At 56.5% G+C, this 21,076-nt stretch carries 16 protein-coding genes; 9 read left to right on the top strand and 7 right to left on the bottom strand.

The features are described from left to right. The first annotated feature begins 45 nt into the window (after positions 1 to 45). On the top strand, positions 46 to 852 hold the full coding sequence (locus ACTZWX_RS04405; protein WP_444712901.1) for an exodeoxyribonuclease III: 807 nt from the start codon (positions 46 to 48) through the stop codon (positions 850 to 852). Positions 853 to 1,003: 151 nt separating this feature from the next. Here ACTZWX_RS04405 and rph read toward each other — a convergent pair whose 3' ends face one another. Beyond that, positions 1,004 to 1,726 (bottom strand): ribonuclease PH, encoded by a 723-nt coding sequence (rph, locus tag ACTZWX_RS04400; protein ID WP_444712900.1) that lies wholly within the window; start codon positions 1,724 to 1,726, stop codon positions 1,004 to 1,006. A gap of 183 nt (positions 1,727 to 1,909) precedes the next feature. On the opposite strand from rph, the gene ACTZWX_RS04395 reads away from it, so the two are divergent. Further along, positions 1,910 to 2,779, top strand: coding sequence for a YicC/YloC family endoribonuclease (locus ACTZWX_RS04395; protein WP_444712899.1), 870 nt, complete (start codon positions 1,910 to 1,912; stop codon positions 2,777 to 2,779). Positions 2,780 to 2,815: 36 nt separating this feature from the next. Here the strand turns inward: ACTZWX_RS04395 and ACTZWX_RS04390 are convergent, their stop codons facing one another. Then, complete coding sequence (locus tag ACTZWX_RS04390; protein WP_444712898.1) at positions 2,816 to 3,700, bottom strand: universal stress protein; 885 nt, start codon at positions 3,698 to 3,700, stop codon at positions 2,816 to 2,818. Between the two features lie 183 nt (positions 3,701 to 3,883). Between ACTZWX_RS04390 and gmk the strand changes: the two genes are divergently transcribed. The 4 genes from gmk to ACTZWX_RS04370 all read left to right on the top strand — a co-directional run bounded on the left by gmk (position 3,884) and on the right by ACTZWX_RS04370 (position 7,593). After that, positions 3,884 to 4,516, top strand: a complete 633-nt coding sequence (gene gmk / locus ACTZWX_RS04385) for a guanylate kinase (RefSeq protein ID WP_444712897.1) — start codon at positions 3,884 to 3,886, stop codon at positions 4,514 to 4,516. Positions 4,517 to 4,603: 87 nt separating this feature from the next. Next, positions 4,604 to 4,816 carry a DNA-directed RNA polymerase subunit omega gene (rpoZ, locus tag ACTZWX_RS04380; protein ID WP_058091993.1) on the top strand — a complete coding sequence of 71 codons (213 nt, stop codon included), beginning with the start codon at positions 4,604 to 4,606 and terminating at the stop codon, positions 4,814 to 4,816. A 171-nt stretch (positions 4,817 to 4,987) separates the two neighbouring features. After that, positions 4,988 to 7,129, top strand: a complete 2,142-nt coding sequence (locus ACTZWX_RS04375) for a RelA/SpoT family protein (RefSeq protein ID WP_444712896.1) — start codon at positions 4,988 to 4,990, stop codon at positions 7,127 to 7,129. Positions 7,130 to 7,206: 77 nt separating this feature from the next. Continuing rightward, positions 7,207 to 7,593 carry a RidA family protein gene (locus tag ACTZWX_RS04370; protein WP_011784170.1) on the top strand — a complete coding sequence of 129 codons (387 nt, stop codon included), beginning with the start codon at positions 7,207 to 7,209 and terminating at the stop codon, positions 7,591 to 7,593. Here ACTZWX_RS04370 and ACTZWX_RS04365 read toward each other — a convergent pair. After that, positions 7,586 to 8,455: a sugar nucleotide-binding protein gene (locus ACTZWX_RS04365; RefSeq protein WP_444712895.1), complete on the bottom strand. Its 870-nt coding sequence runs from the start codon at positions 8,453 to 8,455 to the stop codon at positions 7,586 to 7,588. The two genes, ACTZWX_RS04370 and ACTZWX_RS04365, sit on opposite strands and share 8 nt — an antisense overlap. Positions 8,456 to 8,531: 76 nt before the next feature. Between ACTZWX_RS04365 and ACTZWX_RS04360 the strand changes: the two genes are divergently transcribed. From ACTZWX_RS04360 to ACTZWX_RS04350, 3 genes are all read left to right on the top strand, one after another. After that, on the top strand, positions 8,532 to 9,491 hold the full coding sequence (locus ACTZWX_RS04360; protein WP_444712894.1) for a hydrogen peroxide-inducible genes activator: 960 nt from the start codon (positions 8,532 to 8,534) through the stop codon (positions 9,489 to 9,491). 8 nt (positions 9,492 to 9,499) lie between these two features. Beyond that, complete coding sequence (recG, locus tag ACTZWX_RS04355; RefSeq protein WP_444712893.1) at positions 9,500 to 11,575, top strand: ATP-dependent DNA helicase RecG; 2,076 nt, start codon at positions 9,500 to 9,502, stop codon at positions 11,573 to 11,575. A gap of 116 nt (positions 11,576 to 11,691) precedes the next feature. Next, the gene (locus ACTZWX_RS04350; protein ID WP_444712892.1) at positions 11,692 to 13,062 is read left to right on the top strand and encodes an HDOD domain-containing protein; all 1,371 of its coding nucleotides are present in this window, start codon (positions 11,692 to 11,694) and stop codon (positions 13,060 to 13,062) included. A gap of 276 nt (positions 13,063 to 13,338) precedes the next feature. Here ACTZWX_RS04350 and ACTZWX_RS04345 read toward each other — a convergent pair whose 3' ends face one another. The 4 genes from ACTZWX_RS04345 to ACTZWX_RS04330 all read right to left on the bottom strand — a co-directional run bounded on the left by ACTZWX_RS04345 (position 13,339) and on the right by ACTZWX_RS04330 (position 20,939). Continuing rightward, the gene (locus tag ACTZWX_RS04345; protein WP_152437218.1) at positions 13,339 to 13,797 is read right to left on the bottom strand and encodes a DUF2489 domain-containing protein; all 459 of its coding nucleotides are present in this window, start codon (positions 13,795 to 13,797) and stop codon (positions 13,339 to 13,341) included. A gap of 25 nt (positions 13,798 to 13,822) precedes the next feature. Continuing rightward, positions 13,823 to 16,117 (bottom strand): molybdopterin oxidoreductase family protein, encoded by a 2,295-nt coding sequence (locus tag ACTZWX_RS04340; RefSeq protein WP_444712891.1) that lies wholly within the window; start codon positions 16,115 to 16,117, stop codon positions 13,823 to 13,825. 159 nt (positions 16,118 to 16,276) lie between these two features. Beyond that, positions 16,277 to 19,558, bottom strand: coding sequence for an Ig-like domain-containing protein (locus tag ACTZWX_RS04335; protein ID WP_444712890.1), 3,282 nt, complete (start codon positions 19,556 to 19,558; stop codon positions 16,277 to 16,279). 13 nt (positions 19,559 to 19,571) lie between these two features. After that, the gene (locus ACTZWX_RS04330) at positions 19,572 to 20,939 is read right to left on the bottom strand and encodes an outer membrane protein transport protein (RefSeq protein ID WP_444712889.1); all 1,368 of its coding nucleotides are present in this window, start codon (positions 20,937 to 20,939) and stop codon (positions 19,572 to 19,574) included. Positions 20,940 to 21,076: the final 137 nt, after the last annotated feature.

The following is a 21,076-nucleotide window of genomic DNA, read 5'->3' as shown; positions in this document are numbered from 1 at the left end:
GCGTAAAACCGGTATCATACACACAAACCGAATCAGGGAACATGTATGCGGGTAGTTACAATCAGCGTCAATGGTCTTGAACAGGCCGTTGAGAAGGGTTTTTTTGACTGGCTTGCAGAGCAGGACGCTGATGTCGTCTGTGTGCAGGACCACCGCATGCGTGCCTATGAAGTAGAAGACAAAAACCTGATTCCGGAAGGCTATGAGGCCTACTTTATTGATGGTGAGTTGAACGAACACGGTGGTGTGGGTATCTACACTCGCCATTTTCCGAAGGCCATCATGTACGGGTTTGCTAATGAGCAGGCAGACCGCGAAGGTCGCTTTATCCAGGCGGATTTCGACAAGGTCTCCGTGGCTTGCGTGCTGGCGCCCTGCGCCCTTGGCCGGGAAGACGAGCTGCTTGGTGAAGATGACCTGACCGTGCTCGATCACAAAGACGAGTTCATGGAAGCCTTCGGCCTGCATATGCAGAAGACCCTGCGTAAGCGCCGGCAGTTCATCTTCTGCGCCAACCTGCAGACCGCCCATCACGTGACGGACGCCAGCCCGCTGTACCACAAGACGGATTTCTCCGGTTTCCTGCCCCATGAGCGTGCATGGCTTGATTGCCTGTTTGATGAGATGGGCTGCATTGATGGTTTCCGGGAAATCAACAAACATAGCAATCAGTTTACCTGGTGGCCGGAGCAAACCGAGGGCTCCCGTAAGAAGGCGGGTATTCGGGTGGATTACCAGTTGTTGACGCCGGGTATTCGCAAGACCATCCGTGATGGCTGGATTGATGAAGACACCCGTTTCTCTGATCACGCGCCGGTGATCATGGATTATGATATTGAAATCGGCTTTTAAGCGTTGAGATAGTCGACCGCGTGTCCGGAGGGGGAAGCCTTTCCGGGACACGCTACGAGCACATCCCTGTGCGCTCCGCTCCGGCAATCCATGGCCGGAGAGGGTCCCGGAAAGGCTTCCCCCTCCGAACCCGCGAGTTTTCAGTAGGTCGTCAGGCTTCAGCGCCCAGAGCTTCTTTCTGGATTTCAAATAGCTCGTTAATCGCCTTACGCGCAAGAGCCAGCATGGAGTCCAGTTCGGTTTGCTCGAACGGCGCGCCTTCCGCAGTACCCTGAATTTCGATGAAACCGCCCTGATCGGTCATGATCACATTCATATCGGTTTCCGCTTCGGAGTCCTCCGGGTAATCCAGATCGGCTACCGGCGTACCTTTGTAAACGCCCACAGAAATGGCGGCGATCATTTGCTTGAGCGGTGATTTTTTCAGCCGCTTGGCTGCTACCAGGTGGTTCAGGGCGTCTACCAATGCCACGCAGCCACCGGTGATGGCCGCTGTGCGGGTGCCGCCGTCGGCCTGGATAACGTCGCAGTCGATGGTGATGGTGTGCTCGCCCAGGGCTTCCAGGTCAACCGCGGCGCGGAGGCTGCGGCCGATCAGGCGCTGGATTTCCACGGTGCGGCCACCCTGTTTGCCGCGGGCGGCTTCGCGGCCCATGCGGCTGCCGGTAGAACGGGGCAGCATGCCGTACTCGGCGGTGATCCAGCCTTTGCCTTCGCCGCGCAGGAACGGCGGTACCTTGTTCTCAACAGAGGCGGTACAGATGACTTTTGTATCACCAAACTCTACCAGAACCGAGCCTTCGGCATGGCGGGTGTAGTTGCGGGTGATGCGGACGTCTCTGGGTTGCTCGGGCGTTCTGCCACTTGGTCGCATAGTGTGTCCTGTTTATGAAAATACATGTCCGGGCGGTGCCGGGCGGAATCTTTGAAAGGTCGGCGAGTATAACACGTAGCATGCCCGGGGCGGTGGCCTGCAGGGTGATCTTTGGTCGGGTTCGCCGCCTGGGCAAATACCCTGTTAAACTCGACGCTTCTGTTCATCGGTTATGGAGCCAATATGATCCGCAGCATGACTGCTTTTGCCCGCAAGGATACCCAGGGTGACTGGGGTACGCTCACCTGTGAGATCCGTACCGTAAATCACCGCTACCTAGAGCCGTCTTTCCGTTTGCCGGAGGCGTTCAGGGAACTGGAGAACCGGTTTCGAGAAGAGCTGCGCAGTCAGGGGTTAAAGCGGGGCAAGGTGGATATCTCCATGCGCCTGCAGTCTGCGGAGAACGAGGTGCAGAGCTTCGAAATCAGCGATGAAATGGCCAAGGCGGTGAACGAGGCGGCCAACCACATCAACCGCATTCTCGATAACCCGGCCCATATTAATGCACTGGATATTTTGCGTTGGCCAGGCGTGATGTCTTTGCCGGAGAAAGACTACAGCGCTGCGAAAGAGGCGGCTGCCGGTCTTTTCAAAGACGCGGTCAAAGAGCTGATGTCCGTTCGCGAGCGGGAGGGCGAGCGCTTGCGGCCGTTATTTGAGGAACGTCTGGCCACCATGGGCAAGCTGGTGACAGAAGTGCGTGAGAAAATGCCGCAGCTGCTGGCCGCCCAGGAGCAGAATCTGCGGGATCGCTTCGATAAAGCAAAAGTGGAGCTGGAGCCGGAGCGTGTGGCCCAGGAAATGGTGATGCTGGCGCAGAAGAGTGATGTGGCCGAGGAACTGGACCGGCTGGAGGCTCATATCAGTGAAGTGACCGATACCCTGAAAAACGATGATGTCATCGGCCGGAGGCTGGATTTCCTGATGCAGGAGCTGAACCGGGAAGCCAATACCCTCAGCAGCAAAAGTATTGACGCGGCGGTTACCCGCGCGGCGGTGGACCTCAAGGTTTTGATCGAGCAAATTCGGGAGCAGGTGCAAAACCTTGAATGATTGTCGCGGGCCGGAGTAGACCGGCCCGTTTCTGCCTTATTCTTTCTCGGCCGGTTTAATGGCCACGAGATCGGTTCTCAGGTGAGTCAGCACTTTCTCAGCCGTATTGCCGACAACTTTGGCCGCCAGACCGGTTTTGCCGGTGGTGCCCATGACCACCATATCAGCCTTGATTTTGTTGGCGACACTCGGGATCACTTTTTGTGCCGGGCCAGCGACAATGTGAACCTGCTCCGGGTTCAGGTGCCAGGTGTTGCGCAGGTGTTCGATTCTGGGCTTCAGTTCTTCCTCGCGCTTGCGTGTATGGGCGGCGGTATCAATGATGTCCAGATCAGCCAGCACCACCGATGTGTGGAGCGCATGTACCAGGTGTAGGTCGGTATCCATGGCCTTGGCCAGCCGCCAGGCATGATCAATAATCCGGTTGTTCAGGGCCCGTTTAACTGGCTTCTCCGAGCTCAGGTCAATGGCGGCCAGAATCGGGTGTGCTTTCTTCCATTTGTTGTCTGCCACCAGCATCACCGGCGCCGGGCACTCCCGAATCAGATGCCAGTCGGTGGGTGTGTACAGGAACGTCTCGGATCGATGCCCGGTTTTCACCACGGTGCTGATATTCTCGCGTTCGCAATGCTCGTTAATCCATTGGTGAATCTGCTTGGCCCAGACCGTGTGGGCGACCACGTTCAGGTCGTCGCAGTTTGCCAGTGCCAGCATTTTCTCCAGCCATTCCTGGCGTGACTCGATCAGTGCCTTGCGTGCATTGTTCTGAACCACCGGGACGGAGGGGAGGGCGTCCAGATATTCATGCACGAAGGCCACGATTTCAAGGCTGGCACCGGTCGCCCGGGCCAGTTCAATGCCCCGGCTCAGTGCGGTCTGGTGCTTGTGTTTCGGGTCCATGATGATCAGGAGTTTGTCCATTCCGGGCTTCCAATAATCGGCAGATTCAGGGTGAGGGGCTGATGGCCCCGGTGTCTGGGTTTAACGCGCTATATTATCAGTAGAACACGGCTCGGGATGCGCATATAAGTCAAACCCCGTATAATTCACGGTTTTCTCGCAGGCCCCTGGGGCTGCGCAAACTGTATTTGGAGTCAGTAAGCCATGAGCCAGGCCGGTGAGCAGGGTACCCTGTTTGTAATTTCCGCTCCCTCGGGCGCGGGCAAAACCAGCCTTGTCGCGGAAATGCTCCGTCAGGATTCGCAGCTGGGCGTGTCGGTGTCTCACACCACCCGGCCCATGCGCACCGGCGAGCAAGACGGCGTGAATTACCACTTCGTCAGCCGTGATGAGTTCGAGGCGATGATTGCCGAGGGCGATTTCCTGGAGCATGCCGATGTTTTCGGTAATTACTACGGCACCTCGCATGCGTGGGTCCGCGAGACCCTCGCGACAGGTCAGGATGTCATCCTGGAAATTGACTGGCAGGGTGCCGAGCAAGTTCGCCGCCTGGTTCCCGAGTGCGTCAGTATCTTTATTGTGCCGCCCTCCGCGGAGGTGCTGCGTGAGCGCCTGATTGGCCGCGGCACCGATGCGCCGGAGGTGATTGAGCGCCGGTTGGCAGAGGCGGAAGAAGAATGCCGGCACGCTGCCGAGTTTGACTACCTGGTGGTAAACGACGATTTCGGCGTGGCATTGTCCGACCTGCTGGCCATCACCCGCGCCCAGCGGCTGAAAATGTCGGTGCAACAGTTGCGTCACGGCAAACTGCTGGCGGGTCTTGTCAGTCGGGACTGAATCTGGTTTTACCTGTATACAAATTGAGCCGGGGGCAGTAGACTACGCGGTCTGCTAAATCAGTGATTCTTTTTGTCGGGGAAGATAATGGCACGAGTTACCGTTGAAGATTGTCTGGAAAACGTTGATAACCGCTTCCAGCTGGTCATGCTGGCCACCAAGCGCGCCCGCCAGATTGCCACCAAAGGTTCAGAGCCTATGGTTGCTGAAGAGAATGACAAGCCGACGGTTATCGCCCTGCGTGAAATTGCCGAAGGTAAAGTTACTCGCGATCTGCTGACCGAAGACGACGACGAGTAAAATCGCCGGCAGGAGTGTGTAGATTTACCTGCCAGCGATTGAGACCCATTGAAATCTGTCACCGCAGTTTTATAGTGTAGCTATATAAACTTGCTGGAAGGACAAGGGAAGGCCCGGATGCATGCATTCGGGCTTTTTTGTCCCTGGCGAACAGAGAACACTGGAGGCGCGGTGTCGGAAGAGGCAACGGTTGAAGAACTGGCGAAAGAGCTCAGTTCGTATCTGGATACCAGTCGCATCAATCAGGTGCGAAGGGCTTACTATTACGCGGAGCAGGCCCATGAAGGGCAGATGCGTAAAAGTGGCGACCGTTACATTACCCACCCTCTGGCCGTAGCCCACATCCTTGCCGAGCTGAGACTGGACCATCAAAGCCTGATGGCGGCCATGCTCCATGACGTTATCGAAGACACTGGAATCCCCAAAGACGCGCTGACAGAACAGTTTGGTGAAGATGTCGCCGAGCTGGTGGATGGTGTCTCAAAACTGACCCAGATTGAATTCCGCTCCCGAGCCGAAGCCCAGGCCGAGAACTTCCAGAAAATGACCCTGGCCATGGCCAAGGATATCCGGGTAATCCTGGTCAAACTGGCAGACCGCCTGCACAACATGCGCACGTTGGGGCCGATGCCCTATGAAAAGCGCCAGCGCATTGCCACCGAAACCCTGGATATCTATGCCCCGATTGCGAACCGGCTCGGGATGCATGCCATCTCCACAGAACTGGAAGATCTTGGCTTCTCCTCGCTGTACCCAATGCGGTCCAAGTACATTTCCAAGGCGGTGGACAAGCTGCGGGGTAGTCATCGAGAGATCATTGATGAGATTCGGGGCAAGCTGCAGGAGAAACTGGAAGAACGGGGTTTGCCCGGGCGCATTCAGGGCCGGGAGAAACACCTGAACTCCATCTACAACAAGATGAAGTTCAAACAGAAATCCTTCCATGAAATCATGGATGTCTATGCGTTTCGGATCATCACAGACACGGAAGACGATTGTTACCGCATTCTGGGTGCCGTGCACAGCCTCTACAAGCCGCTGCCGGGCCGCTTCAAAGACTATATTGCCATGCCCAAGGCCAACGGCTACCAGTCGTTGCACACAACACTGTTCGGCATGCACGTGAACATCGAAATCCAGATCCGCACCGAGGAAATGGAGCACATCGCCAATAACGGTATCGCCGCGCACTGGATGTATAAAACCGACGATTCCGGAGTCACCAGCATCAATCAGTCCAGGGTTGATCGATGGGTGAAAGGGTTGATGGAAATGCGGGAGCGGGCGGATGACTCCATGGAGTTCATCGAGCACGTAAAGGTTGACCTGTTCCCTGACGAGATCTACGTGTTCACGCCCAAAGGGCGCATCATGGAATTGCCCAGCGGCGCCACATCGGTTGACTTTGCCTACGCCATTCACACCGATATCGGTAACGCTGCGGTTGCCTGCCGGATCAACCGCAACCTCGCCTCCCTGAGCCAGCCGCTGCAAAGTGGTCAGACCGTCGAGATCATCACTGCGCCCGGCGCCAAGCCGAACCCCGCATGGTTGAGCTTTGTGGTCACCGGTAAGGCCCGAAGCAGCATTCGACATGTGTTGAAAACCCGCAAGCGGGCAGAGTCCATCGAGCTGGGCAGAACCCTGCTGAAGAAGTCCCTGAAAGGATTCGGTGCAAAACTGGCTGACATCAGCGATGCCCAGAAACAGGCTGTGGTGAACCACAATCAAGTCAACAGTTTTGATGACCTGATCGGCGATATCGGGCTGGGCAATCGCATGGCCTACCTGGTGGCGCGGCAGCTGGTATCTGGCAACGAAGCGCTGGATGGTCCGGCCAATCTGGAGAGTGTGGAGGTCGACAAACAGGGCGCGGTGACCATTCGCGGTACCGAAGGCATGCTGGTGCGCTTTGCCAACTGCTGCAAGCCGATTCCGGGCGACCCGGTGGTCGGCATGATGGATTCTGGCAACGGCATGGTCATTCATTCCGACACTTGCTCCCGTCTGCCGGAAGACGACGAAGGCCGTGCCCGCCTGACCCACCTGAAATGGGCCAAAGACATCACCGATGAGTTCTCAGTGGAGCTGCGCGTAGAGCTGGAGCGTCAGCGCGGTGTGATTGCAGAAATGGCCAACGCCGTTGCCATGGCCGATGGCAACATCGAGCGGATTAACGTGGAAGAGCAGAATGCCAAGTTTGGTATTGTCAGCCTGGTGGTTCACGTGAATGGCCGTAAACACCTGGCACGGGTGATGCGCCGGGTGCGCAACATTCGGGCGGTGACCCACATCAGTCGGGTTCGCCACTGACCAGACCGAGGTATGGTTGACAGTGGCCACGGCGAAGGGTGACGATTGGCGTTTTGAACGAGAGGAAATTACAGGTCATGACCAACAAATCTGTCATCCAGACTGAAAACGCCCCTCAGGCGATTGGTACATATTCCCAGGCGGTGAAAGCCGGGGACACCGTGTATTTGTCTGGCCAGATTCCGCTGGACCCGGAAACCATGGAAGTGGTCGCAGGTGACTTCGCCGCCAAGACCCGCCAGGTGTTTGAAAACCTGAAGGCCGTGTGCGAGGCCGCAGGCGGTGAGCTGAAAGACATCGTCAAACTGAACATTTACATGACCGACCTGGCCAACTTTGCCACCGTGAATGAAATCATGGCGACCTATTTCCAGGAACCTTACCCGGCACGGGCTGCCGTGGGCGTGGCAGCGTTGCCGAAAGGTGTGCCTGTGGAAATGGAAGCCGTGATGGTGCTCAGCTGAGGCCGTCGATGAGTTCCCGGTATCCTGCCTTGTAATCGGGGTACCGGAACTCAAAGCCGGTGGCCAGCAGGCGCTGATTACTGCATCGCTTGCTGCCGGCTCTGCCGCCCTTACGGGCACCCTCCACCGGATCTTTACACGGCACCTGCTGCCGAACCCACGCTACCACGTCATCCAGCCGCACCGGCTCGCAATCACTACCAATGTAGAGATCGTCCAGTGGTTCTCCCTTCATGGCTTTTTCTGTCAGCCAGGCGACCGCCCGGGCCGCATCCTGCTCGTGAATCCGGTTGCTGAACGGGGCAGGGGGCTCTGGGTTCATTCGCCCTTCAAGAACCTCCTCCAGAAAGCGTTGCCGGCTGTGGCCGTAAATACCGCTGAACCGGACCACGGTGGCCGGGTGAATACTGTTCAGGGCGGTCTGTTCGCCTTCGAGAATGAGTTGCCCGGTGAAGCGGTCTGGCCTGGCCTCACTGTGTTCATCCACCCAGCTGTTGTCGTTCTGGGCGTACACGCTGGTGCTGCTGATGAACAGGAGTCTGGTTAATTTATTCGGACCCAGGGTGTTGATCAGGTTCTGTAGTCCGGTGACGTAGGCATCCCGGTAACCCGGTTCGTCGTAGCTTGATGGTGTCAGGCAGTAAATCACCACATCAAGATTTTCTGGCAGTTGGCCTTTCAGTGTATCTGGCCGGGTCAGGTCGGCACCTATACCTGTAACTCCGGGCGGTACCTTGTGTGGGTTCCGGCGCAAGCCGCACACGTCAGCCGTCTTCGCCAGCAAGGAGGCGATGTCGCCACCCAGCTTGCCGCAGCCCGCCACCAGGATTCGCGTTGAATATTTGCGATCCATCATTGCCATAGACAATTTCAATCCTTATGCTTTCGCTGATAAAGTATGTGAAACTTCGACCTGCACCCTGTGACCGGAGCTCACCATGACACTCACCGAGTTACGATACGTCGTTACGCTTGCCCGGGAAAGGCATTTTGGCCGCGCGGCAGAGCGTTGTCACGTCAGTCAGCCCACGTTGAGTGTGGCGGTTAAAAAGCTGGAAGATGAGCTCGGCATTCCGTTGTTTGAGCGGAGCAAAAGCAGTATCCGCGTCACTGAAGTGGGCCAGCGGATTATCGAACAGGCCCAGCGGGTTCTGGACCAGGTGGGTGTCATCAAGGACATGGCCCAGGACGGCAAGAATCAGCTCAACTCGCCGCTTAAGGTGGGTGCCATCTACACCATTGGTCCCTATCTGTTCCCGCACCTGTTGCCGGAGTTGCGCCGCGCCGCGCCGGAAATGCCGCTCTATATAGAAGAGAACTACACCGCCAACCTGCGCCAGAAACTCCGGCATTCCGATCTCGATGCCATCATCATCGCCTTGCCATTTGAAGAGCCGGAGGTGGTCACGCTGCCGCTGTATGATGAACCCTTCGTGGTGTTGCTACCGGCCGACCACGCGCTGACGGCGAAAGACCAGATCACGGCGGAAGAGATGTCCAAGGAGCAGCTTCTGTTGTTAGGGCCGGGCCACTGTTTCCGGGACCAGGTGCTGGAATCCTGCCCGCCATTGGTTGATGCCATCACCAAGCGCACTGATAACGGCCAACCTGAACTGGTTACTGAAGGTAGTTCTTTGGAAACCATAAGGCACATGGTGGCTTCAGGGTTAGGGATCACCGTGTTACCCCTGTCTGCCGCCACCGCCATCAAATACCAGGAAGATATCCTGGCGGTGCGCCCGTTTGCGCCGCCGGTACCCTTCCGCACAGTCGCCCTGGCCTGGCGCGTAACCTTCCCCCGCCCGAAAGCCATTGATGTGTTGTCGCTGGCGGCCAGCCAGTGCCGCGTAATGGAGAAGGCGAAAACGGCAACGCCGGTGGTTGCTGAGCGCGCCTGAGGGCTGTTATGACGTCACTGGACGACATTTCCGTTACCCAGCTCAAGGGCGTAGGAAGCGCCCTCGCGGGAACGCTTGCCAAGCTGGGTATCCATTCCATTCAGGACCTCCTGTTTCATCTGCCTTATCGTTACGAAGACCGAACCCGCGTTGTCCCAATGGGCAGTTTGCGCATCGGCGACGTGGCGGTGGTCGAAGGCGAAGTCATGAAGGCCGACCTGGTAATGGGGCGCCGTCGATCGCTTCAGGTTACCCTGCGGGATGACAGTGGTTTTCTGGTGATGCGGTTCTTCCACTTTAACGCAGCCCAGAAAAACCAGCTGACTGAAGGCGCGCGGGTTCGTTGTTTCGGTGAGGTTCGCCCCGGCCGGGCCGGTTATGAGTTCTATCACCCCGAATACCAGGTTAATCCGCCACCCATGGCAGCTGCCGGTGAGGCGACACTGACTCCGGTCTACCCGCTGACCGAGGGCATTCAGCAGCCCCGGGTGCGAGGCCTGTGCCAGCAGGCCTTGGGTTACCTGGCCCGTTTCCCGATCAAGGACTGGTTGCCGCCGTCACTGTTATCAGACTATCAACTGCCTGGTATTACTGACGCGGTCAAACTGGTGCATTCTCCTCCTGCCGATGCGGCGGTGCATTTGCTGATGGAGGGCCGGCACCCGGCCCAGCAGCGCCTGGTGATGGAGGAATTGCTGGCCCATCAACTCAGCCTGTTGCAGGTGCGTGAGCAGATTCAGGCCCGGGCGGCGCTCCCACTGTTGCCGACCGGTGACTTGCCGGAGCAGTTCCTTGACCAACTGCCGTTCAGCCTGACTGGCGCCCAGAAGCAGGTGATGAAGGAGATCCGGCAAGACCTCAGTCAGCCGGTGCCCATGCTGCGCCTGGTTCAGGGCGATGTTGGTTCCGGAAAAACCGTGGTGGCAGCTCTGGCAGCGCTACAAGCCATTGGCTCGGGCGCTCAGGTAGCCCTGATGGCACCGACGGAGATTCTGGCCGAGCAGCATTACCGGAACTTCCGGGGCTGGCTTGCCCCTTTAGGGATTGAACTCGCCTGGTTGTCTGGCAAGGTAAAGGGCAAGGCCCGGCAGGAGGCTCTGGCAGCGGTTGCTTCCGGCCAGGCGCAGGTGGCCATCGGTACCCATGCGCTGTTCCAGGACGAGGTTCAGTTCCAGCGCCTGGCCCTGGTGATTGTTGACGAGCAACACCGGTTTGGTGTGCACCAGCGCCTGGCGCTTCGCGAGAAAGGCGTCGGCGGTCAGTTGGCCCCGCATCAGTTGATCATGACCGCAACACCGATCCCCCGAACCCTGGCCATGAGTGCCTACGCCGACCTGGACACGTCGGTGATCGACGAACTGCCGCCCGGCCGGAAGCCGATAGAAACCGTTGTGCTGCCGGATTCCCGCCGTGATGATATTGTTGAACGGGTGCGCACCGCCTGCCGTCAAGGCCGCCAGGCGTATTGGGTGTGCACGCTGATTGAGGAATCCGAAGCGCTACAGTGTCAGGCTGCGGAGGTGACAGCGCAGGAACTGGCGGAGCGATTGCCGGATCTGAAAATCGGATTGGTCCATGGTCGGCTCAAAGCCGTAGATAAGGCCATCGTAATGGAACGGTTCAAGAGTGGCGAGCTGGACTTGCTGGTGGCCACCACCGTGATTGAGGTGGGAGTTGATGTACCCAATGCGTCGCTGATCATCATTGAGAACCCGGAGCGTCTTGGGCTGGCGCAACTGCATCAGCTGCGGGGGCGTGTGGGCCGGGGGGAACAGGCCAGTTTCTGTGTGTTGATGTATCACCCGCCGTTGTCGAATAACGGAAAAGCAAGGTTGCAGGCGCTCAGAGACAGCCAAGATGGTTTCTTTATTGCCGAAAAAGACCTTGAGATTCGTGGCCCGGGTGAAGTTCTGGGTACCCGCCAGACGGGCTTGATGCAGTTCAGGCTCGCGGATTTTGAACGGGACAAGGACTGGATCGAACCCGTCAAAGCGATGGCGCCCGCGCTCATGCGACAGCCAGCGGTGGTGTCCGCTCTAATCAGGCGATGGCTCGGGGAGAATATTCGGTACGGCGAGGTGTGAGGCCGAGGCCATACTCTGTTGGCTCATTGTGGCCTGGCCCACTTTTTGCCAGAGTTTGCTTGAAATTAGCTGCATAATGCAGCCAAATAGGTATCAAACCTTCTTTGGAGAAAGTTATGGAGCTCCCTGTTTCTGTTCAGCAAGCGCTTGGCGACAGCGCCGCAGGGGTGTCGCTGAGAAATGCGAACCAGATTCAGCCGCAGCACCTGTTGCGTATGGTGCTGCTGAATGACAGCGAAGGTAATCTGCAGGCTATTTGCCGGCGGGATGACTTGCTGGATCTGGAAGTGCTGAACAAACAGCTTGGCCGTGATCTGAGGATGATGCAGCGGCGCGAGCAGGTCCGGGTGCGCCAGCGCTCCGGATTACAGGAGTTGCCCGCCTTGCCATCGTTAACTGGCTGGCCGACTGTGATCGACCGGAGGGTGGATGAACTGGAATCCGTCGCCCTGGAATTGGCGGATCAGAAACTGGCGATCATGATGCCAGCGGCGGATTTCCGCCAATTGACCGCCAAGGCGGAACGCCATGACTTTGCGGTGGATACCGACACCATCTCTGTGAATCTCGACAATCACGGTGCTGATCGGGACCAGTTGCATTCTGCGCTGAAAAAATTTACTGGTCTGCGCATCCTGCAACGGCTGGAGGATACCCTGGAATTGCCGCCACTGCCTGAGACCGCTCAGCGCATTATTCACCTTCGGGTAAACCCGAACGCGGTCATGGGCGACCTTGTGGATGTGGTAGAGAGCGATCCCAGCCTGGCAGCCCAGGTAGTAAGCTGGGCGTCGTCCTCGTTTTATGCCGCGGCGGGGCAGGTGCGCTCGGTGCACGATGCGGTGTCGCGGGTGCTGGGCTTTGATCTGGTGATGAACCTTGCTATGGGCCTGGCCCTTGGGCGGGCACTCAAACACCCGAAAGACCATCCGGATGGCTACGTGGATTACTGGCAGCAGGCTATCTGGCAGGCGCAATCGGCTGGCATTCTGGCGAGTATGATGCCCAGGGGCCGGCGCCCGATGTTTGGCCTGGCGTATCTGGCTGGCCTGTTGCACAACTTTGGCCACCTGGTACTGGCCCAGGTGTTTCCTCCCCATTTCAAACTGGTTTGCCGCTCTCTGGAAGTGAACCCGTATATCGATTCCAGCGTGATCGAGCATTACCTTCTGGGCATCACCCGTGAGCAAATCTCCGCCCAGTTGATGGAAAACTGGGGCATGCCCGACGAAGTAACCCTGGCCATCCGGTATCAAAAGAATCCCACTTACGATGGCCCCCACAGTGATTACGCGCGATTGCTTTGGCTGGGGCGTCAGTTGCTGACAGAACGAGGGGTTGCACTGGGGGCAGGAAAGCTGGCTGACGCTTCCGTATATGAGGAGTTGGGCCTGGATCGAGAGGCTGTGGAGGAACAGTTCGATGAGCTGGTCAACAGCAAAGACAGCATTATGGCCATGGCCGGCATGATGGGCCAAGGCTCGTAAAAAAGCCGGCCTTGGAAGGCCGGCAAATTCAACCGCTTTGCAGAGTCGCCCAAACTTATCAGGAGACAACAACACAGGTTTCTGCCCCGGATGCGTGGGGGCAGCGTCCTTGTTTAAAGTTAGACAAGCTACTGGAAAAGGAAAGCACCAAACGCTGCTTCGCAATCCATGAGCGCAACGTCAGGTTTGCACGGAAAGCAAAACTATTGATTTGCTTTGCTATATTTCTCTGGGCGCCCGGCCATCCGTTACAAAAAATTACAAAATAGGCGCCGATCAATCGAAACGATGGTGCCGTATGGCGGTTGCTGCCCGGCGCACCTCGTCTGAATGGGCCTGTTCGACGGCATGGCGTTCTTTATCCATTTTCTCGACAAAGCGGGTGTCAGTGGCCTGCCGGGCCCGATGAGTCGGCATGTGCTGAATCTTGTCGTGAACCTCCTGAAACACCCGGAAAGGTGATTTTTCCAGCAGGTCCGGGGCAACGTGGTCCAGCAAGCCCTTGAGTCGCAGGCAAGCCTCGGAGTACTCCACCTGGTCTTCCTCCACCGCCATTGCAATAATCCGGATGCTCTCAATCATCTCGTCCCGGCGCTTGGCCCGAAACTCCTCCGACTTTTTCTGGCGCAACCGGTGTTCCGAGATCGCCCTGGCCTGGCGCCAGATGTAGAACAGCAGAATGCCTATGGCCACCAGGCCAATAACGATGATGACCAGTTGGAGCCCTCTGGGCATGATGTGTCTCCCTGTGGTGAATGTGTCAGGCCTGCTTGAGTTGCGCCTCAGTTTGCCAGACTTTGACACTCACTACCTGCCCATTTAACACGGATGTGCCGGAAACCGGGTCCACATCTGCGTCGTTCAGCACGTCATTGATGCTGGCGCCAGCATGGGCCGCCGCCGTGGACTGGCCGGTGCCCGGGCGATGATGACCCCAGCCATGGGGGATGGACACCACGCCGGGCATAATATCTTCGGTCACTTCCACCGGCAGGACCACTGATCGGCCGCCGGAGCCGATTTCCGCCTGCTGGCCGTCGGTCAGCCCACGGGTTTCGGCATCCACTGGGTGCATCATCAGTGTGCAGCGGCTTTTGCCCTTCACCAGTCGCTGACTGTTGTGCATCCAGGAGTTATTGCTGCGCACATGGCGCCGGCCGATCAGCTGCAAGTCATCGGCTTTGCAGGGCTCCAGCAAGGCTTTCAGCCGTTCTACATCGGCAAGATATCGGCGTGGTGCCAGCTGTATCTTGCCATCCCGGGTATACAGGCGCTCTGGCAGCGAGGGTTGCAGGGGGCCAAGATCAACGCCGCTGGGATAGTCTTTCAGAAAGGACAATGACAAACCTTTGGGTAACTCCTGCCAGCGCCGATTCAGGGGGCTGAGTTTGGCCAGGCCTTTCAGGGGGTGGCGCTTGGGCAAGCTGTCCATGGCCAGGTCCAGTGCCGGCTGGACGAGCTTGCCTGCCTTGCCCAGGTTGGCGCCGTAGGGGCCGGTGCGCAGCAGGGCGTCCAGAATCGGGTCTGGCCCCAAGGCTTTGAATGCCTTCCAGCCCAGCTCAGAGCGCAGTGGCAAACGACCGCCTTTGCGAGCTTTCTCCAAGCGATGGGCCAGTTCCAGAAGAATCTGCCAGTCGTGGCGAGCGTCTGGTACAGGTTCAAACAGGGCTTCGCTGTATTTGGCCACGTTGCGAACCGCAAACATACTGAAAATCAGATCGTAATGGCTGCGCTCAAGCGCGGCGGTGGGCGGCAGTATCACGTCGGCGTGGCGGGTGGTTTCGTTCAGGTAGTAATCCACCGACACCATAAACTCGAGACCTTCGAGGGCCTCATCCAGCCGTTGTCCATTAGGATTCGACAGAACCGGGTTCCCGGCCACGGTCACGAATGCACGAATCTGCCCATCACCGGGGGTGAGCATTTCATCAGCCATGGTGCTGGCCGGGTACTCGCCGGCAAACTCCGGCAGCCCGCGAACCCGGCTGTGCCGCTTGGCGAAGTGGCCATTCTGGCCAGACAAGGCCCCCAGTGCCACCAGGTCAACAGCGGGTTGGGTAAACAGAACACCGCCGGGAATATCCAGTTTGCCGGTCAGGATGTTGAGGCAGTAGGCCAGCCAAGTGGTGGTGGCACCGAACGCCTGGGTGCTGGTACCCATTCGGGTATACAGGGCAGCCTTGCGGGTGTTCGCCAGATCCCGGGCCAGCTGGCGAATGTCGTCTGCGGCAATGCCCGTGGCTTCTGCGACCGATTCCGGGCTGAAGCCAAGCGCCGCCAACCGCAGCAGGTCCATGTCTTTCACCAGCCGCTCGGCTGCGCCGGCGTTAACCAGGTTCTCCGCAAACAGGGTATGTACCATGGCCATCAGCAGCAGGGCATCGGTGCCGGGGCGAACAAAGTGGAACTGGTCCGCGAGCTTGGCGGTTTCCGTGCGGCGGGGGTCGATCACAACCAGCTTGCCGCCACGCTGTTTCAGGGCTTTTATCCGCCCGCGTACGTCCGGCACCGTCATCAGGCTGCCATTGGAGGCCATCGGATTGCCGCCAATGCAGATGAACAGGTCGGTATTGTCGATGTCCGGAATCGGGAACAGTATCTGATGCCCGAACATTTCCAGGCTGGCGAGCATGTGAGGTAGCTGGTCGTTGGAAGTGGCAGAGAAGCGGTTTTGGGTGCCAATGGCATGCAAGAACGGCATGGTGGTCATCAGGGTGCCGTGGTTATGTACGTTGGGGTTGCCCAGGTACACGCCAATGCTGTTGCGGCCATGGCGCTTGCGAATATCGGTCAGCCGCTCGGCTACCAGGTCAAAGGCGTCATCCCAGGAGATCTCCTGCCAACCGTCGGCGGTTTTGCGGATTGGCTTGCGCAGGCGTTCGGCATCCTCATGCAAATCCTGCAAGGCAACCGCTTTCGGGCATATATGGCCCTGGCTGAGCGGGTCCTGCTCGTCGCCCTTGATGAAGGCAATCTTGCCATCCTGAACCTCAATCGCGACGCCACACATGGCCTCACAAAGATGACAGGTACGGTAGTGTGTGCCGTTTTGCATGGGGCTCTCCCGGAATTGTTGTTTTAGGTTTCAAGTTGCAACCAGATTATCAGGAAATGGCTGCGAGGTGAAAGAATAGGGTTAGTGCCGCAAAGAAAAAGGCCATGCTGTCTCAGCATGGCCGTGGTTACTTGTTGAAAAGGGCTAGGTCAGAGTCTCCTAGGGATCAAGACGATGCGTTTCTGGCACCTGCTTTATTGGGAAAGAGATAAAGTTAAGGTTTACGCCACCCTCTGGAATTTGGAGCGGGATTATAACTGGGCCTTCGGCAACAGCCGGTTCATCGCAGTTTGGATCGATGAAGCATGCAAGTGAACTGACTATGTTGCCAGCGCCGGCACCTAGACCGTTGATTACGTCAACCAGATCACCAAGCAAAGGCAAGTCGCTGAGAAGTGGAATCCTTAAATTTACGTTGACGTCCAGATCTACAGCTTTCTGCGAAATTAGGGATACTTGCATGCGACCATCATCAAAAAATGTGATCGGTCCTTCAAGATGCAGTTCAATGTCTTTGCTGTAAAGATCATGGTTAAGTAACTGAGCTGCCGGCAGGCTTAAATTGGGGGCATCAAGGGTCAATGGTGCAACGGTTCTGAAGCGCGTTTCGCCTTTCTCGTCCTCAAAGATCTGCCCTTTCAGGAAGCCAAAAGGATTGTCCTCAGAGGGCTCTTGGTATTTCATTCGCAAAATGGTTGTACCAGTCGCCTGCTCACCCAACGCTGCCAGGAACACGCTGGCGCTGGTGGCCGCCAGTTGAGTCGGGTATAGGATGACATCCACTTCAGGACCGGTTGCCGGCTCTGGCGTCACGGGTCCAACAACGTCGGTGTTCAGAGCAAACGTTTGATAAATAAATTTGTTTTCCGGGCATGTTGTTCCTGGTGTGCAGCCAACATTGGCGGGTACCGGGGCTCCGAGTACTGACGCACTGCTACCTCTCACCAAGAGTTTGGCGGAGTTGGCAGAGGGTGCGAATTCAGAGCTATCGCCTGGGACTAGCTCATGATTGAATGGCTCCAGGCAATCTGTGCCAGCCAGCGTATCGCAATCAACCACATAGTTGGAGTTGGTGTCTCTAACTGGAAGATTGCGGAGTGGAGTGTAAACCGAGGCAGTCGGTTCTGAACCGCGGAAAACAATGTCCAGATTCGGACCGCCGACGGAGGAAGGGTCGACCAGCAAATCTGCTTTGAAAGGCATGCCAAGCTCGGAACAGATTGCCTCTTCACCTTCGCAGGGGCCGTCGCGACTCACCAGCTGGTAACGATAAAAGCTATCTTCCCACGGCCTATCAGGAAAGAAACGAATTCGCTGATTGCTGAATTCGAGGCGACCACTCACTTCTTCGGTAGGCTCTCCGGTTTCACTCAGTTTGTGAACCTTAAAGGTTTCTCCGAGACGTACAGTGTTCGGGTCCATAGACTGAGAGAAAACCACCACGATAGGACGGTCTGCTGGCATAGGTGAAATCGGTAGTACCTGACCTCGTGGACCATCCGGAGCGGCATCGAGACACTGGCCATGTGTCCGCTGCTCAAAATTCACATCCGTGGTCACGCAGGGATAACCTGGATAGGTAGTCAGTGGAATGGGCGAGACCACAGGGACGTCAGAGCCACCGAGGTCGGGGAGTTCGAAATTGAGTGCCAGTGACGAACTTCCATTGCCCGCGAGGTCTGTTAGGTCAGAGGTCACCAGAACGGTGTAGGGTACGCCATGTTCAAGACCTCCGAGCGGATTAACGGACACAGTTGTCCCATCGGCTTGTATACGAGTCTCGACAACCTCACCATTGTTCTTGAGCAAAACCACGCCTGCTTCAACCGTGCTTGGGAGCAGCGGTTCGTCAAAGTTCAGAATGACAGGATCTCCTGGGCGTTGCATTTGATCCCTGTTACCAGGAAATGTTTCGTCATCGCCCGGTAGCCAGCTCACTAAGCGAGGTCCCGAATTATCGAACAGCCTGGTTTCTAATGCTTGAAGTTGAGTGTCGACAGATGTGTCGGCCTGGATTTGAAAAGCAATCGTCGAGTTCGTTACCTCCTGACCAAGTAGGTTCGGTTCGACGATCCCTATTGCGTCTATGGTCAAGATGCCGTCCTCGACCAGTGCGATACCGACGAGCTCTACATGGAGTAGGTCTTGGGAGAGTGATGCATTGGGCTGCGCGGCCTCGGTATTCATTGCCACATCCATAAACAGTCGAACGTGACGCGGCGCATTTTGGTCTTGAGTGTAGGGGTTGGGCAAAAGATATCCAGTTGCATCAGACACCATCACGACGTTTATGTCACCGGTTTGCTGAAGCTCACCAGTTTGCTGGTCGATGATCGCAACTGTACCGTTCACCCGCACGGGTAGTGAGCTGCCGGTAAGACGACTTCCGCGAGGTATTCTTAGTGGCAATGCCTCGTCAGCACCGAAGCTGGGAGCGAAAGCCAGCTCGGTGAATAACCCTCCGAGAGACGTCGACTGATCTGTCACACCTTGAAGCACAGAATTCAAGATGACGCCATTGATTGCCTGACCGTTAAGTTTTGACGTGGCATTTCCAGCGAGCAAGGCAGGATTCGTCGCATTCTGGAACTGCACTGCGGTCGGCTCCGAAGCACGTGCGGAAAATAATTCTTGAGCTGTGAGACGCTCCCCGGTGGTGGAGGGTAAGTTTGAGATTGAAAGTGTGTAGTTTCCCCCCGGTAAGAGCTTGTCCTCGGGAGATCCGCAAGTCGAGGGATTTCCTGTTGTGCAGGGGTCCAACGTAATTCTGCGATCTTTAACAAGAACTTCTGATGGAACAACGTTGCCATTGGCATCAAGTAAACGGATCTGGCCGCCCAGATCTTTCCATTGCGGATCTACAGGCTGCGTTAGTTCCAGTCTAAAAGCAGACAAGTCTGAGGGCTGGAAGGGGGTGTTAGCCCTTGGGATAATGTTGGCAATTTCGAACGCTGGTGAGGTCGTATCGAGCGCCTTGACGCCTGAAAAGCCCCCCCGCGTTGTAAACTGAATTCCCGGTTGTGTGTTTGCAGTACTGGTTGGATTCGAAATTAAACGCCCATCCGCCGTCTCCAGAGGAGACGAAAAGCTAACATCGTATTCAGTGCCCAACTCTAGGTTTTTTATCGGATCTAATACAATGCTACGGCCGCCATCAACGGCGCGAGCTTTGATTTCAGTTTGGCCCTCCGGGCCAGACAGGACAACACTTGAATTGACAGAGCTGATGTTAACTGGCGTGTTGAAGCGTAGGATAAGGTCAGAAATCGGACTGACATTTCGTTGCCCGTCGGCTGGATAGGAGTAAACCAGAGTGGCGGGACCGGTGATCGGTTCTCCGCTCTGGGGGTCAACCGGTGTAATGAGTGTTTGGCGATCACCGTCGCCTCCACAGCCAGTGATTGCAATGATGAAACCGAGCGGTATGAGATTTTTGTTCATGTCACCGTCTCCTCTAAAATTTAAGCGTGAGGGAGGCACTTACAACATGTATGTCCCCATCTGCGGTCACGGGGACGTCCGTTGTGTTGCCCGCAGAGTCTTCAGAAACAAGTGTAAAATCGCGTTCCAGCAATCGTTGGTATTGGTACCCTAAGTCCAGCCTGACCGGGAATGCGAGAATTCGAGTGCGCTCGTAGATGGCGGTTAAGCCCAAACCGAAGACAGCTCTATCGGTGTCGAAGTAATTGAGGTCAGGGTTGCGGTCTGTGCTCAGGGGCGACTCTTCGTAGGCCACACCACTTGTAACTATGAAGTTCCTGCTGAGTTGATACTCCAAACCGATGCGTGGGATCAGAATATCGTCAAATTTAATTCTCTGGCTCGGAGATAGCTCAGCCTGATCCTTGATCGAGTCCCCTTTGAACTCATCTTCCAATTCAGACCACCTTTGTTGTTCTAAAGATCCAGCTATGCGCCAGCCATCGCCTTTGTATTGCAAGCCCATTGAAAAAGTTTCAGGCTGAAAAGAATCTATAGTCGCTACTGCTATTGTTAAGCCAGGGTCGGGAATTGTTTGGTTTACTATGACGTTAGCGTCTACAGCCGTGGAGGCTGCAGATTTCGTGCGGTAAGCCAGAGCCAGCTCCCACCCGTCAAGAATGCAGTCGTCATTGCAGAAAAGTTTCGAGGGGGTGATTGTCGTACCCAATATAGCTTTTAGGGATGGCTCAGCGTTAACAGACAGCTTTTCTTTCGACGTTTCGCCGCCAAGGGTAGAGACCGCCTGCAAATTGGCGGAAGCTTCAAGTGTAACCCTTGCGGATGCGCCGACGGCTAAACCGTCGATTACTTCGGTTGCACCACCAACATTCAGGAACAGTGGTTCTTTTCCAAACTGTAAAAATTGGCCCTGATCAGACGTTTCCGAACGGAACGCGAGCATTTCTTTACCATACTTTTCAACACCAAGCATTAACCCGAGATAAATAGGACGTTCGGCTCTGGTTAAGGAGCTGAGGTTGGTCTTGAATCCGAGTAAAACATGTTGTGACGGCGAGTCGGCGAGTACATCGCCCGTAGCGTCGGACCTAGACGCTCTGAGCTCTTGTTCGGAGTGAAGAATGCCAGCGGTCATTTCTCCTCTCTCGTCTGACGTCAGAAAAGACGGATTGTAATAGGTAGCTGAGGCCTGTTCGTTAAACATGGAAAGGCCTTGGGCGGACGCAATGTCCATGGGAAGGAGGCCGTAGCTGGTAGCGAGATTGCCCATGCTAGCGTGGGCATTAACGGACAGGCCGGCAGTGGCAATAGCAAAGGATAGTGCCCGCAGGGCAAAGCGGTGAGTACCTATCATGTGTAAAGCTCCTGTTATTTTTGTCATTCAGGTGTTCATGAGCCGGCAATTATCTTGGCTGTTTTTTTCATATTTACACCTCTATGCTGGATATTAGCCCGCTTGTCTTTTTGGGACGTTGGCCCGGATGACGCATATCTGCGTCGAATTGAACACAGAATTTC

This window comes from Marinobacter sp. NSM (assembly GCF_052380025.1).
Taxonomy (GTDB): domain Bacteria; phylum Pseudomonadota; class Gammaproteobacteria; order Pseudomonadales; family Oleiphilaceae; genus Marinobacter.
The sequence above is the reverse complement of the archived record's forward strand: the minus strand, read 5'-3'. Positions and strand labels throughout refer to the sequence as shown.

Excerpts from the sequence above, each read along its gene's own strand:
- ACTZWX_RS04405 (WP_444712901.1), top strand. The coding sequence starts at position 46 with ATGCGGGTAGTTACAATCAGCGTCAATGGTCTTGAACAGGCCGTTGAG.
- rph (WP_444712900.1), bottom strand. The coding sequence starts at position 1,726 with ATGCGACCAAGTGGCAGAACGCCCGAGCAACCCAGAGACGTCCGCATC.
- ACTZWX_RS04395 (WP_444712899.1), top strand. The coding sequence starts at position 1,910 with ATGATCCGCAGCATGACTGCTTTTGCCCGCAAGGATACCCAGGGTGAC.
- ACTZWX_RS04390 (WP_444712898.1), bottom strand. The coding sequence starts at position 3,700 with ATGGACAAACTCCTGATCATCATGGACCCGAAACACAAGCACCAGACC.
- gmk (WP_444712897.1), top strand. The coding sequence starts at position 3,884 with ATGAGCCAGGCCGGTGAGCAGGGTACCCTGTTTGTAATTTCCGCTCCC.
- rpoZ (WP_058091993.1), top strand. The coding sequence starts at position 4,604 with ATGGCACGAGTTACCGTTGAAGATTGTCTGGAAAACGTTGATAACCGC.
- ACTZWX_RS04370 (WP_011784170.1), top strand. The coding sequence starts at position 7,207 with ATGACCAACAAATCTGTCATCCAGACTGAAAACGCCCCTCAGGCGATT.
- ACTZWX_RS04365 (WP_444712895.1), bottom strand. The coding sequence starts at position 8,455 with ATGGCAATGATGGATCGCAAATATTCAACGCGAATCCTGGTGGCGGGC.
- ACTZWX_RS04360 (WP_444712894.1), top strand. The coding sequence starts at position 8,532 with ATGACACTCACCGAGTTACGATACGTCGTTACGCTTGCCCGGGAAAGG.
- recG (WP_444712893.1), top strand. The coding sequence starts at position 9,500 with ATGACGTCACTGGACGACATTTCCGTTACCCAGCTCAAGGGCGTAGGA.
- ACTZWX_RS04350 (WP_444712892.1), top strand. The coding sequence starts at position 11,692 with ATGGAGCTCCCTGTTTCTGTTCAGCAAGCGCTTGGCGACAGCGCCGCA.
- ACTZWX_RS04345 (WP_152437218.1), bottom strand. The coding sequence starts at position 13,797 with ATGCCCAGAGGGCTCCAACTGGTCATCATCGTTATTGGCCTGGTGGCC.
- ACTZWX_RS04340 (WP_444712891.1), bottom strand. The coding sequence starts at position 16,117 with ATGCAAAACGGCACACACTACCGTACCTGTCATCTTTGTGAGGCCATG.
- ACTZWX_RS04335 (WP_444712890.1), bottom strand. The coding sequence starts at position 19,558 with ATGAACAAAAATCTCATACCGCTCGGTTTCATCATTGCAATCACTGGC.
- ACTZWX_RS04330 (WP_444712889.1), bottom strand. The coding sequence starts at position 20,939 with ATGACAAAAATAACAGGAGCTTTACACATGATAGGTACTCACCGCTTT.